The organism is Nibricoccus aquaticus (assembly GCF_002310495.1).
In the GTDB taxonomy this organism is placed as follows: Bacteria; Verrucomicrobiota; Verrucomicrobiia; order Opitutales; family Opitutaceae; genus Nibricoccus; species Nibricoccus aquaticus.
Genome location: NZ_CP023344.1, coordinates 1842295 through 1857190 on the forward strand (window position 1 = coordinate 1842295; position 14896 = coordinate 1857190).

General features: G+C 63.2%; 7 protein-coding genes. 2 read left to right on the forward strand and 5 right to left on the reverse strand.

The window, feature by feature from the left end; genetic code table 11:
• Positions 1-153 precede the first annotated feature (153 nt).
• Both CMV30_RS07550 and CMV30_RS07555 read left to right on the forward strand, forming a co-directional pair.
• A complete protein-coding gene (locus CMV30_RS07550) occupies positions 154-2283 on the forward strand; it encodes an alpha-glucuronidase family glycosyl hydrolase (protein ID WP_096055444.1) in 2130 nt (709 codons plus the stop codon).
• Positions 2284-2417: 134 nt separating this feature from the next.
• Positions 2418-4175 (forward strand): glycoside hydrolase family 43 protein, encoded by a 1758-nt coding sequence (locus CMV30_RS07555; protein WP_096055445.1) that lies wholly within the window; start codon positions 2418-2420, stop codon positions 4173-4175.
• 99 nt (positions 4176-4274) lie between these two features.
• Here CMV30_RS07555 and CMV30_RS07560 read toward each other — a convergent pair whose 3' ends face one another.
• The 5 genes from CMV30_RS07560 to galB all read right to left on the reverse strand — a co-directional run bounded on the left by CMV30_RS07560 (position 4275) and on the right by galB (position 14879).
• Entirely contained in the window at positions 4275-5042 is a 768-nt protein-coding gene (locus CMV30_RS07560) for an SDR family NAD(P)-dependent oxidoreductase (RefSeq protein ID WP_096055446.1), read from the reverse strand.
• A 30-nt stretch (positions 5043-5072) separates the two neighbouring features.
• Positions 5073-7130, reverse strand: coding sequence for a glycoside hydrolase family 43 protein (locus CMV30_RS07565; RefSeq protein ID WP_096057675.1), 2058 nt, complete (start codon positions 7128-7130; stop codon positions 5073-5075).
• A 137-nt stretch (positions 7131-7267) separates the two neighbouring features.
• The gene (locus CMV30_RS07570) at positions 7268-8353 is read right to left on the reverse strand and encodes a mannonate dehydratase (RefSeq protein WP_096055447.1); all 1086 of its coding nucleotides are present in this window, start codon (positions 8351-8353) and stop codon (positions 7268-7270) included.
• Positions 8354-8494: 141 nt separating this feature from the next.
• Positions 8495-12142 carry a glycosyl hydrolase 115 family protein gene (locus CMV30_RS20665; RefSeq protein ID WP_217494477.1) on the reverse strand — a complete coding sequence of 1216 codons (3648 nt, stop codon included), beginning with the start codon at positions 12140-12142 and terminating at the stop codon, positions 8495-8497.
• 10 nt (positions 12143-12152) lie between these two features.
• Complete coding sequence (gene galB, locus CMV30_RS07580; protein WP_096055449.1) at positions 12153-14879, reverse strand: beta-galactosidase GalB; 2727 nt, start codon at positions 14877-14879, stop codon at positions 12153-12155.
• Between the last annotated feature and the right edge of the window lie 17 nt (positions 14880-14896).

The window sequence follows — 14896 nt, forward strand, 5'->3', positions numbered from 1 at the left end:
CTTTTCCTCCGCACCCGTAGTCCACCACGGCGCCACGCATCGCCATAGGTCCTATAAGTCCCATAAGACCTATAGGACCTATTTCTTTCCGCCGCCCACCGCTGTCCTCTTGTCACCTGGCCCTTGATCCTTGGCCCTGCGTCCTCACCCGCCATGCCCCGCCTCTTCGCCCTCGCCGTCATTTTCGCCTCGCTCGCACTCTCCTCCGCCCGCTCCGACGACGGCTACCGCCTCTGGCTCCGCTACGACCGCATCGAAAACGAAACCTACCGCACTCAAGCCGCGCCCGCCCTCGGTCGCATCGTCCTCGCCACGCCCTCCGGCGCGGAGTCCCCAACCGTCGCTGCCGCCCGCGACGAACTCACCACCGCCCTCGGCAACCTCCTCGGCGCAACTCCCGTCATCACCCTCGAAAAACTTCCTGCCGCTTCATCTGCCGTAGCCCGCTCCTCCGACGCCTTCTCCGTCTCCTCGCCTTCCTCTTTCACTCCTCACTCTTCACCTCTCACCATTTCCGCATCCTCCGACCTCGGCATCCTCTACGGCACCTTCGCCCTCCTCCGCCACCTCCAGACCGGCCAGCCGCTCGAAAACCTTTCCCTCACCTCGTATCCAAAAATCCAGCACCGCCTCCTCAACCATTGGGACGACCTCAACGGCCACGTCGAACGCGGCTACGCCGGCTCCTCTCTCTGGGAATGGTTCTACCTCCCCGAGATCCGCAACCCGCGCTACCACGACTACGCCCGCGCCTGCGCCTCCCTCGGCCTCAACGGCACCGTCCTCACCAACGTCAACGCCAACGCCCAGATCCTCACCGCGCCCTACCTCGCCAAAGTCGCCGCGCTCGCCGGTGAATTCCGCCCCTACGGCATCCGCGTCTACCTCACCGCCCGCTTCAGCGCCCCCATCGAAATCGGCGGCTTGAAAACCGCCGACCCGCTCGACCCCGCCGTCGCCGCCTGGTGGAAAACCAAAGTCGCCGAGATCTACCGCGCCATCCCCGACTTCGGCGGCTTCCTCGTCAAAGCCAACTCCGAGGGCCAGCCCGGACCGCAGGACTACAAACGCACCCACGCCGACGGCGCCAACCTCCTCGCCGACGCCGTCGCTCCCCACGGCGGCATCATCATGTGGCGCGCCTTCGTGTATTCGCCCGACAACAACGACGACCGCGTCAAACAGGCCGTCACCGAATTCGCTCCGCTCGACGGCAAATTCCGCGACAACGTCATCGTCCAGATCAAGAACGGCCCACTCGACTTCATGCCGCGCGAGCCCTTCTCCCCGCTCTTCGGCGCCATGCCCAAGACCCGACTCGCCGCAGAACTCCAGATCACCCAGGAATACCTCGGCCAGTCCACCCAGCTGGCCTTCCTCGCCCCGATGTGGCGCGAATTCCTCGACGCCGACACTTTCGCCAACGGCCCCGGCACCACCATCGCCTCCCTCATAGACGGCTCGACGAAACGCCAGCAACCCAGCGTCATCGCCGGCGTCGCCAACACCGGCACCGACCGCAACTGGACCGGCCATCTCCTCGCACAAGCCAACTGGTACGCCTTCGGTCGTCTCACTTGGGATCACTCGCTCACCTCCGAACAGATCGCCGATGAATGGACCAAGATGACTTTCGGCCACGACGCCTCCGTCGTCTCCACGATCACCAAGCTCCTCCTCGGCTCCCGCGAAACCGTCGTCAACTACTCCATGCCCCTCGGCCTCACCCACATCATGGCCGAAGGTCACCACTACGGCCCCGGCCCCTGGGTCGACAAACTCGGCCGCGCCGACTGGACCTCCGTTTACTATCACCGCGCCGCCGCAACTGGCCTCGGCTTCAACCGCACCGCCACAGGCTCCAACGCCCTCGCCCAATATTCTCCCGCCATCGCGCAACGCTACGGCTCTCTCACCGACTGCCCCGAAAATCTCCTCCTCTGGTTCCACCACGTCGCTTGGGACCACCGCCTCCGCTCCGGTCGCACACTCTGGGACGAACTCTGCCTGCGCTATCAACAAGGCGTCGACGAAGTCCGCGCCATGCGCCGCGACTGGGATTCGCTCAAAGGCCGCATCGACGACGAACGCTTCACCCACATCCAGCAACGCCTCACCCGCCAGGAACTCGACGCCATCGAATGGCGCGACGCCTGCCTCCTCTACTTCCAGACTTTCTCCAAACGCCCCTTCCCCGCCGGGATCGAACCTCCCGCGCACCCACTTTCCCACTACATCTCGCAAAAACGCCGCCACATGCCCGGCGACCCCAGCGGGAAATAATTCTCCTCCGTTTCAGCCCTTCCGCTTTTCCGCGCCTCAGCGATCCCTCCGAATCCTGTCCCTCCTGTTAATCCTGTCCAAAACGCCGCCTCTTCTCCGCGCCCTCCGCGTCTCCGCGGTAAAACAATTTCCCCATGCCTTCCCCTCGCCCAAACCCGCTCTCCCGCTTTCTCCGTCCCTCCGCCCTCCTCCTTTCCCTCTTCACCCTTCACTCTTCCCTCCTCTCCGCTCCCGCTCCGGTGACCTTCAACTCCTTCACCTACACCGGCCGCGACACCGTCTTTGAAACGCCACTTCCCCCCGGTCATTTCCGCAATCCCATCCTCGCCGGCTACTACCCCGACCCCTCGATCTGCCGCGTCCCCGGAAAAACGCCCGACGCCCCCGCCGACTACTACCTCATCAATTCCACCTTCTCCCACTTTCCCGGCATCCCGATTTTCCACAGCCGCGACCTCGTCAACTGGACCCAGCTCGGCCACGTCATCGACCGCCCCGACCAGCTCAACTACGACGGCCTCGGCATCACGCGCGGCCTATTCGCCCCCGCCATCGAATACCACAACGGCACCTTCTACGTCGTCTGCACGTTGATCGGCCGCGGCGGCAACTTCCTCGTCACCGCCACCGATCCCGCCGGCCCCTGGAGCGATCCGATCTGGCTCGGTTTCGACGGCATCGATCCCTCGCTCTTCTTCGACGACGACGGCCGCGGCTGGCTCGTCAACAACGGCAATCCGCCCGACAACAAACCCCTCTACGACGGCCACCGCGCCATCTGGATTCAAGAGTTCGACGTCGCCTCGAAAAAACTCATCGGCCCCCGCTCCATCATCGTGAACGGTGGCGTCGATCTCTCCCAAAAACCCGTCTGGATCGAAGGTCCCCACCTCTACAAACGCGACGGCTGGTACTACCTCTGTTGTGCCGAAGGCGGCACCAGCACCGATCACTCCCAAGTCATCCTCCGCTCCAAATCCCCCACCGGCCCCTTCGTCCCCTGGGATAAAAATCCCATCCTCACCCAGCGCGATCTCGACGGCTCCGCTCCCGGCGCTGTCACCTGCACCGGCCACGCCGACCTCGTGATCGGCCCCGACGGCCACTGGTGGTCCGTCTTCCTCGCCTGCCGTCCCTACGCACCGGATACTTGGGCCACCGGCCGTGAGACCTTCCTCCTCCCCGTCAAATGGACCGACGACGGCTGGCCCCAAATCCTCCCGCCCGGCGAACGCGTCCCCCTCATCGCCGCCGCTCCAAAACTCTCCGTCTCTCAACCCTCGACTCTCAGCTCTCAACCCGCCGCCACTCCCCTCACCGGCAACTTCACCTGGACCGACGACTTCAACCAACCCGTTCTCTCGCCTCTCTGGATCATGATCCGCGCCCCGCGCGAAACCTGGCTCACCCTCGACCCATCCGCCGGTCACCTCGCCCTCACACCTCGCGCCGAACTCCTCTCCGGCACCCACAACCCCTCTTTCCTCGGCCGCCGCCTCCAACACTCGAAGTTTCAAACCTCCACCAAGCTCGCCATCCCCGCCTCGTCCAACACCTCCGCCGGTCTGGCCGTCATCCAAAACGAAACCCACCACTACTTCAGCGGCGTTCGTCGCACCGCCGACGGACTCACTGCCTTCGTCGAACTCCAAAACGGCGCAAAACCCGAAACGCTCGTCACACTCCCGCTTCCCGCCAACGCCACCTCCATCGAGCTCCGCCTCACCGGCGACGCCAAAGTCCTCTCCTTCGACTACGCGCTCACCCCGGGCGATTGGAAACCGCTCCTCTCCCAAGCCGACGCCTACCCCATCAGCGTCCAGGCCGCCGGCGGTGGCATCCACTTCACCGGCGCCCTCATCGGCCTCTACGCGCGATGCCTTCCGAGATAGAGCGCGTCATCCCTAACGCTCGCCCCCCTGAAGGGACGACCTCCGTGTCGTCCGCCCTGTCATTCTCCGACGCACCACCGTCCGCTTTCTCTCTCTACCTCAGAACCCCACGCTCACGCCGCCATCCACCGGTAGTGTCACTCCGGTGACAAACCGCGACGCCGGCGACGTCAGATAAACCGCCGCCCACCCGATATCCTCCGGCTGCCCCAGCCGCGCCATCGGCGTGCGCCCGAGGATCTTCCCCTTGCGCGCCGGATCGCCATCGAGCGCCTTCCTCGACATCTCCGTCTCGATCCACCCCGGCGCGATCGCGTTTACACGAATCCCGTGCGGCGAAAACTCCGTCGAGTACCCCTTCACCATCCCCACCATCGCCGACTTCGCCGCCGTGTAAGCGATCACCAGCGGAATCCCAAACAGCGACGCCATCGACGCCGTGAATAAAATCGTCCCGTGCTTCCGCTCGATCATCCCCGGCACCACCGCCCGCGTCAGCGCATGAGCCCCCACGATATGCGTGTTCAGCACCTTCTGAAATTCCTCCGCCGATGTCTCCACCGCCGGCTTCTTCAAATGAATCCCCGCGTTGTTCACGAGCGATGTCACCGGCCCCACCTCACGCGTCACCCGCTCGATCAGCGCCCCTGCCCCATCGAGCTGCGTCACATCATGCACCGCAAACGACGCGCCCGCTCCCAGCTCCTTCACCGCCGCCGCGAGTTCAGCCTCCCGCCGCCCCACCAGCACCACCCGCGCTCCCGCCGCTGTCATGCTCCGTGCCATCGCGAGTCCGATCCCGGTGCCACCACCTGTGATCAGGACAACTTCGCCGCTAAGTGAAAAAACAGTTGGGAATGAGGACATGATTAAAAATTGGATGCAGACCGTGCGCGCTCAGCGACGCTGAAGACTCCACTCGAAACAAGACCCGTCTCCACGGTCCGGCGCCGGCCCCGGATGATCCGCCGAGATCCCGCCGCTCTCCGGAGCGATCCGCAAATGCCGGTGCGTCACGAGCGACATCAAAATCAGATCGCCGTAAACCGTCTCCGTCCACTGGAAGCTCGTCGCCGCAGACACCTCTCCACGCACCAGCTCCACGCGCTCACCGGCCACACCGACCAGCCGCCCGTCTTCCACGCGCAGCGCCACCCGCCCCAACCCCGCATCGATCACCGTGAACCGCGCCGCCTTGTCCGCAGGCACCGACGCGAACGCGCCGTCCTTCACACCCAGCGCCAACCCACGGCCCCGCGCCGTCAGCGTAATCGCTTCGCCCACCGGAATCGCCCGCATCAACCCGCGCGGATTCGGCTCATCCACCGCAAACGAATCGAAGTCCGCCGCTCCACCCGCCTGGCTCGCCTCGTTGAACGCAAAAAGCGAATACCGCACACCCTGAAACGTCTTCAGTTGAAACACCATCGTGAACTCCCTGCCGATCTCCGCGAATCTCCCCCCATCCGCACTCCACGCAAACCGCGCCTTCTCCGTCAGGAAATCGCAGCTCACCCGCAGCCACACCCGCTTCATGCCTTCTCCCAACGCCACGCGCTGCGTCTCTCCCGTCGTCTGATCAAACTGCGCGACCTCTAATCCGCCACCCGCCTTCGCCCGCACGCCGATCCACGCATACGGCAGATTCAACAACGCGAGTCCCGCTACATCGCCCGCCTTCAACCCGCCCACATCCAGAACCGCTGTCGCCACCGACCTCGGCCCCATCGCCCGCTGCGTCAGTGAATTCCTCGCCCTCCAGAAATTATCCGCCGCCTGCGTCTCCAACCGCAAAAAACCCGGCCGCGCTTTCAACGACCACCGCGCATCGTCCGGCACATGATTCCACTGCCAGACATTCGCCAACTCCGGCCCGCTAAAGTCATCATTCCGCCGATACGGGGCCGACGGCTTCTCCTCGTTCCCCGCGTCCGCACTCCCCGTCTTAGGCTTCACCCACGTCCGCGGCGTCCGCTTCAAATTTCCCTCCAGACCAAAATACGGCCAGCTGTCCTTCCATGTGATCGGCGACAGCGCCGTGAGCCGGCCGAGCGAATTAAAATCCATCATCGAAAACCCCCACCACTCGCCCGCCTGCGTCTGCACCAACCCGCCTTGATGCAGCGACATCCGCCCGCCATCGCGCGTGTTCCCCGGCACCACGTCGAACGGCGGCCCTTTCTGTCCGCGTAACCGGTTTCCCTCAGCCAGACCGAAATCCTCATCCATCGAGATCGCCGGATTCACCTCGTACGGCCCCGTGATTTTATCCGCCCGCGCGCACGGCATCTTCATCCGCCCTTCGAACCACGCGCTCGTGATGTAGTAACGTCCATCGATCTTATAAAGATGCACGCCCTCGCCCATCCCCGCCGACTTTTCGATGATTACTCGCTGCGTCCCCGGCACGATGTCGTCCAGCGCTTCATTCAACTCCGCGAAGTGAATCCCCTGATACCCCCAGATCGCGTACGCCTTCCCGTCATCGTCGAAATACACCGACAGATCGTGCAGCGAACACTTCATCGCCGTCCGCGTCCACGGCCCCGCCGGATTCGTCGCGGTGAAATGCTGCGTCGTCTGCCCGTTCACGTTCGTAAAAATATGAAACACCCCGCCGTGATGCCGGAAACTCGGCGCCCAGATTCCCTGCCCGTAAATTTCTTTTCCATCCTCCAGCCGAAACCCCGGCCCCAGATTGAGCTTGTTGAAAACGTACCCGAGCAGCCGCCAGTTCACCAAATCCTTCGAGTGCAAAACCGGCAGCCCCGGCATCGCGTGCATCGTCGTCCCCGTCAGATAATAATCCTCGCCCACTCGGATCAGATCCGGATCTGAAAACTCCTCATAAAAGAGCGGATTGGTAAACGTCCCATTCCCATTATCCGCCGTCCACGTGGCCGCGCCGGCTGAACCCACCCACAAAAGCCACGAGAGCGCCGCTACACACATCATCCTGAATCCAGCAGAGCTACAACCGCACGCCAGCCATCGCATCACCCAGACGCCTCCGTGCTCTCCATCTGACCTCTGTGTCCTCTGTGTAATCTCCGACGCAGCCTCAGAATTCAGATTCATCGCGATCAATAAACTCAACCCTTCCGAATCTCCAGCGCCTGAATCCCCGCCTTCAGATAACCCAGCGCGAACGCCATGCCCGCGTGCCACGGCGCCGCGCAGCTCATCTGCGGCGCATGATCCGGGATGATCACACCTTCGAATTGGTTCTTCTTCAAAATCGCCAGCACGCGCAGCACGTCGATCTCACCATCGTCGATAAACGTCTCTTTATAGTGCGGCACCTTGTCGCGCACGTTGCGCAAATGGATGTAACCGAGCCGCCGCTGACGGCTGTACTGATCGACGACGTCGTAAATGTCGCCCTCCGTCATCTCCGCCAGTGAGCCCACGCAAAACTCCAGCGCGTTCGCCGGACTCGGATTCAGATCGATCGCCTTCTGATAAAGCTGCGGCTGATAAACCAGTCTCGGCTGCCCGCGCACAAACGGCATCGGCGGATCATCCGGATGCAGCGCCATCTTCACTCCCGCCTTTTCCGCCACCGGCAAAACCTCATCCAGAAAACGCCGGTAACGATCCCACAACTGCTCATGCGTCGCCGCCGGGATTGTCCCCGTATCCCGCGTCGGTGCCGTCGGATCGACCACCATGTTCCACACGAGTCCATTGGGCATCGGCAGATCGTACGGCCCTTCCATGCCGACCGCCGGCGCATCGCCGCGCGCATATTTTCCTTTCGTCCGTCCCGCCACGCCTGCGATGGAAAAATTATAGCCCATGACCGGAATCCCCGCCTCGCCCACGCGACGCACGATCGTCTTCACGTTTTCGATGTGCTGCGCGCGCTTCGGCCCATCGATCAAAATATCGCCCCAATGCGCCGGATCGAAATTCTCAATCGCCTCCAGCGTCAGCCCCGCCGCCTCCACATCACGTCGCACCGCGACGAGTTCTTCCACCGTCCAGAGTTTCTCCGGATCGCCCGCCAGTCCCCAGCCCCAGTCCGTCCCCGTCGGTTGATCATCAGGGCCCACATGCGCGCCTCCCCGAAAATAATCCACCAGGTGAGCGACGATGTGCGTCGCACCCGCCTGCTTCGCGAACGCGAAATTTTCCGCCGTGAGCATGTGCCGGTAAAGACCGAGTCCGAGTTTCATAAGATAAAAATGTGTGCGTGAACTGTCACCTAAGCGCGACTACATCGCAGCCGGCAACTGGTAAGTAAATCTACCAGCCCCGCGCGAGCGTGCTTCGCTGTAACACGCTGCTTCGTCAGCGCCGAAATAACAGCCGCGCACCTAAGATTTGCTCTCCGTGACCGCCTTCGCTTTCGGCTTCGCACTCGGATCGCCTGTGGGAGGCGGCGCGACATCCACCTTCGCTGGCGGCCCGAGCAATTCCGTCAGCATCGGCTTCAGGTTCTTCGCCCAGACCTCATAGCCCTTCAGCGACAGGTGCAGCTTGTCCACCGCGACACCCTCAAAAAGCTTTCCCTGCGCGTCCGCGAGTTGGTCGTTGATGTTAAGAAACCGCACCGCTTTCCCATCCGCCAGTTTCGCGATCTGCTCATTCACTTCATTGATCGCGGCGTTCGCTCTCTCGCCATCGTTGCGCGGAAAAATCCCCATCAGCACGATCGTCGCTTCCGGTGCCTTCGCTTGGCACACCTCCAGAATCGTCGCGATTCCCGTCACCACGTCGGCAACCGCACCCGGCTTCGGCGTCTTCCCGAGGTCGTTCGTCCCCGCCAGCAACACGATGACCTTGGGGTTAACGCCATCGAGTTCTCCCTGCGTGATCCGCCAGAGGATGTTCTTCGTCGTGTCGCCGCCCCAGCCAAAATTTCCCGCATTCCACCCGTGGAAATTCTTTTTCCAGTGCACCAGAAAGTCGGGATAATCCGTCCCGCCCCAACGCCGCGTGATCGAATCCCCGAGGAAATAAACATCGATCCGCCCCGCCCGCGCCTTCTGCACCAGCTGCTCGTGCGCCAGCATCGAATTTGCATCACCCCTCGGCCGCGCAAGCTCCGCCGCTCGTCCGTTCACCGTGCCCACCTGCCGGCTTTCCCGCGGCCCTAGATAACTCGGCCGCACTCCGCCCGCGTCGATCACCACGCGCTCGATCACCACCCCAGGCGTCACGCACCAGATCTTCAATACATGCGCCCCCGCCCGCTCCACCCGATGCGTCGTCAACACCCGCCGCACGCTCTCCGCCACCGCCTTCTCCCACGTCGCATCGCTCGTCCACGTCCCGAGCTTCACCACCTGCGGTGCCGCATCGTCAAACGACACCGCCACACTCAGCGGCTGCCCCGGCAGAAAATCCAGCGACGGCGCGCAATGCAGCTCCACCTTCACGTCACCCGTCGAAAACAAATGCACGTCATACTCCAGCCGCGCCGAATCTCCGCCCGGCACGACCGCCTTCGCCGTCACCGGAAACGCCCTCACGCCCCCGGCCATTCGCCCAAATCCTTCCAGCGTTTTCCACTCAACCCCACCGCCACTCACCGCGCGCGAAAAATTCAGCGCCTCCATCGCCACCTGCCGGTCCGTCTCCACAAAACCCTTCACGCCTGTTGCGTTCCGCTTCACCACCGGCACATCGACGCGCAGCGTCTGCCCGTCCGCGCTCTTTACCAGCACGCGCGCCACCCGCTCGCCCGCCGGCACCTCACTCCAGTTCGCTCCGACTTCGACGCGCACATCCGGCCCGAGTTCACCGCTCGCCGGCATCACCCGCAGCCACGGTTCACTCGTCTCCACCGTGAACGCCACCCGCCCCGCTCCCCGGTTAAAAATTTCCACCCACCGCGTCTGCCCCGGCTTGAACGCATTTAACTCCGGCAGCTTCGCCACCGCGCTCACCGGATAATTCCCCGGCCTCGCCGCCACATCGCCTTCGACCGCGATCGCCAGCCGCCCCGCCTCGCCGACCTGCACTTCCGTCACCGCCGGCATGATACTCGCGCTCGGCTGCTGCCAGATCGTGTAACCGATATGGATCTGATCCATCATCCGCCGCCACTTCCCATCGAGCATCGCGTCCCACCGCCGCGTGAACGCCGCATCCTTCGCGAACAACGTCCGCACCCATTCGCCTTCCGCCTTCGCCGATGCCCGCCCTTGCGACGCGTGCAACCGGTTCCTCCCCGCCGCCACCAGCATCTCGTTCAAATTCGCGCACGCCTCCACCGGATGCAGCACCAGCTGCAAAAACGCCGCCCGCGCCTCCTCCGGCAATGCCGCATCCACTTTCCGGGCACGCTCCGCCAGGTCCGTCCACTCCGCCAGCACGCGCTCAGCCTCGCGTTCATTCACCAGCGAAAACGTCTCGGGCGACAACAGCTCCGGCGTCCGCCGCCGGTTCAGCTTCGTGTACCCGTTGATGAGCGCCGCGATTTCCCCCGCGTGCTTTTCGCCAAACTCCCGCGCCGCCCACGTCCGCGAATACTCACCGAGCTTTTCATAAGGCCACCGCGCCGGATTCCACGCGTACGTCAGGAAAAACTCTATAGGGAACTCCATCGGCTTCAGATCGCCGACATTCACGATCCAAATCCGCGTCGCCTCATGCTGCCACGCGAGATGCATCTGCTCCCACACCTTCGAGATCGGCGTCACGTTCAGCCATTTGTAGTTCCTCGGCCCGCCCACGTAGTCGAAGTGATAATAAACCCCCGCGCCGCCCGGCCGCTTCCGCTCTGCCTCCGTCGGCAGACGCCGGAGATTGCCCCAGTTGTCGTCGCACCAAAGCAGCGTCACATCATCCGGCACGCGCATCCCGCGCTCATAGTATTCCTGCACTTCTTTATAGAGAGCCCACAGCTGCGGCACGCGCGTCACGTCCGCATTCACTTCCTTCGCCAGAATTGCGCGCTGATCCGCCACGATCTTTTCCAGCAGCGCCACATTCGCCGCTTCCGACATCGGCTCATCGCCGTCGCCGCGCATCCCGAGCGTCACCATGCTTTCGAACGCCCGATTTCTCCGCACTCCGTCGCTCCAGAATTCCTTCAACCCGTCCTCATTCTTCGCGTAGTCCCACGGACCTTTCCCGTGCTTCGCCCACTCCTGCTGCGAGCGCACCATCGGCTCGTGATGCGACGTCCCCATCACGATCCCGTACTCATCCGCCAGCCGCGCATTCTCCGGATCGTCCTCGTTGAACGCATTATTCCACATCGCCGGCCACAGATAATTCGCCCGCAATCGCAGCATCAGCTCGAACACCTTCCCATAAAACTGGCTGTTCAATCCGCCAAATTTCTCCGCCGCCCATCCCGTCAGAGCTGGCGCTTCATCATTCAAAAAAATTCCGCGGTACTTCACGACCGGCTCGCCCGACGTGAACCGCCCCGCCTTCACAAAAATCTCCGCCCGCTTCGCCACCGACACATCCGCCCACCAGTACCACGGCGACACGCCGATCTGCTGCGACACTTCGTACACGCCATAAATCGTCCCGCGCTTGTCACTGCCCGCGATCACCAGCGCCCGCTTCACGCCCGGCAGCGGCGCCTCGACTGTCTCGATCACAAACGTCTCCCACTTCCCGCGAATCTCCTCCGCCTTCAATTTCCCCCGCGCCACCAGATCATCAATCAGCGCGCTCCGCCCCAGAGTCCCCACAATCACGACAACACTTTCCTCTTCACCCGACTTCACGTTCTCCGCGCCCGCAAAAAATCCCGGCTTCACGCCGCTCACGCGCTCCACATCCGCCTGCAAATCCCGCGCCGCCCGCAGCACACCCGCCCAGTCATTCACCGACACATGGATCGCTGCCGCGCGCCCTTTCTCTACCAACGCCACCGCTCCGCTCTCCGCCGTCTCCGCGACGATCGGCTCCATCAACAGCGAGCGTGGCGTCTGCGCCGCCACCGGCCACGCGGCGACAGTGAACAAAAACCAAAAGCTCAGGCGGCGCAGGTGTATCATCGGTGTCATATTATTTTCTAGCAGCAGTGATCGTTGTCGTTCCCGTCGTGAGCCCATCGGCTTTCGCCGTGACTTTGATTTCTCCCGTCGCACCTGGCTTCGCTCGCACAATCACGAGACACAACCCGCTGAACGCCTTCCGCGTCGGCACCTGAAACGGCTCGAAGCTCCGCGGATCGCCATTATCCGACGCCACAAATTCCCCCGCGCCTTCCACCGTGAATCGCAGCGACTGCTCCGCCCGCGGCACCGTCAGCCCGTCTTTGTCCGTCACGCGCACCGTCACAAACGCCAGGTCTTTCCCATCCCCGCGAATCGCCGCGCGATCCACCGTCAGCTCCAGCTTCGCCGCTTCGCCCGCCGTGCGCACCTCATCGCGCGCCCACTCTTTTCCATTCTTGTAGGCAACAACCTCTAGCTTGCCCGGCTCATAAACAACCTCGTCCCAACGCAGCCGGTACTCGTACGCGCCCTTCTTCTTCCGCCCCTGCGAACGCCCGTTGAGAAAAACCTCCGCCTCATCGCCCGACGTGAACACATGCACCGGTGTCACCTCGCCCACGCGCTCCGGCCAGGTCCAGTGCGGCAGCAGATGCGCCATCGGCAGCTCCGGCCGCCAGCGCGACTGATAGAGATAAAACCGGTCCTTCTTAAATCCCGCCATGTCGATGATGCCGCAGTACGAGCCGCGCGCCGCATAGTACGGCGTCGGCTCGCCGAGATGATCCCAGCCCGTCCACACAAACTCGCCCGCCACGTACGGATGCTTGTCCTGCGTCGCGAACACCTTGTCCGCCGTCGATCCGAAATCCACCGCGTGCAACTCGTACGAAGTCACCACGTGCTGCTTCGAATCGCCTCCACGCCCGTCGCGCACCGGCGCGCTCACCATCGGTGAAACCGGAAACAGATAAACCCCACGCGTGCTAAACGCCGACGCCGACTCGCTGCTGATAATCACCTTGCCCGGAAACTTCGCTCGAAAGTTCGGATACTGCGGCGGCGTGCGAATCCGATCCGTCCCCTCGAACTCCGGCTCCTGCCGGATGCCTTCGCCCTGATAGTTCAGATTGATCACGCCCACCACGGCCGGCAGCGGCATGTCCGCCTTCGCCCAATTCATCGCCGTCGTCGTCGGCCGCGTCGGATCTTCCTCACGCACGATGTCGTGCAACTTTTTCGCCACCGCCGCGCCCGCCGCATCCGTGTACTGCTCGCCGACTTCGTTCCCGATGCTCCACAACACCACCGACGGATGATTCCGGTCGCGTCGCACCAGCGCCCGCATGTCCTGCTCGCTCCAGTCGGGAAAGATCAGATGAAAATCCAGCGGCGTCTTTTTCCGCTCCCAACAGTCAAACGACTCGTCGATCACCAGAAACCCCATCCGATCCGTCAGCTCCAGCAACTCCGGCGCGGGTGGATTGTGGCTGATGCGAATCGCATTACACCCGAGCTCGCGAAGCATCTCCAGCTGCCGCTCCGCCGCCCGCAGATTAAACGCCGCCCCCAGCGCCCCGAGATCGTGATGCTGATTCACACCTTGCAGCCGGATGCGCTCGCCATTCACCAACACGCCGCGCTCTGCATCCCACTGCACATCGCGAATCCCAAACCGCGTCTCATAAACATCCACGAGTTCCTCGCCGCGCATCACGCGCGTCACCGCCACATACCGATGCGGCGTCTGCGTCGGCGGGGGCCCCCAAAGACGCGGCGTGCCAATCTCCACCGATCCACTCGCCACGTTCTCTTCGCCCGGCGCGAGCGACAGACTCGTCACAGGTAACTCCACCACCGCTTTCGCTTCCCGCGTCCCATCCGCCGCGAGCGCGTGAATCGCCGTCGCCACCTCCACGACCGTCTTCTCCTGCGAACCATTCACCACTGTCACCGCCACATCCACCATCGCCGCGTCCGCTGAAACTTCCCGCGCCTTCACAAACGTCCCCCACTGCGCCACGCGCACTGTCTGCGTCTTCGTCAGCCACACGTTCCGATAAATACCCCCACCCGGATACCAGCGCGACGAACTCGGCGGATTATCCAGCCGGATCGCGAGCTGGTTCTCGCCTCCAAAATTCACATACGGCGTCAGATCGACCTGCCACGACGAGTACCCAAACGGCCACCCGCCCACCAGCCGCCCGTTGAGCCACACCGTCGCATACGCCATCGCCCCATCCACCTCCAACCGGATCAACTTCCCCGCATCGCCCGCCGGTATTTCCAGCTTCTTCCGGTACCAGCCAATGCCCCAACTCGGCAGACGCCCCATGCCTCCATAATTCCCTTCCTCCAAAAACGGCCCCGCAATCGCCCAGTCATGCGGCAACGTCACCGCCTTCCAACCGCTGTCGTCGAAGTCTCCGCGCACAAACGAAACCTCTCCGCCCGGATCGCCCGCCGGCCGCACACGACGCTTCGCTGGATCTTTGATGAACGCATTTCCCGTCGGCAAAATCCACGGCTTCAGCACGCCCTGCTTGGCCGCCGCGAGTCGCGCCGCTTCCTCGGGCGTTGAGTCCGCCGCCTTGTCATCCCTCGCGTCAGTCACTTCCGGCCGCACATCGTAGAGCAGCGGCGTCTTATTTCCCTCCAGATCGCCCATCCGGAACCGCCATCCTTCATTGATCGAGACACGCTCACGCGGTGCCGCCGCTGACTCGGAGGCCGCAAACGCAGGCGCGATAAAACTAACCACGATCAGGGCGATTCGGAGGAATTTCTGGGGCATCGTTTGGTAAGACGTTT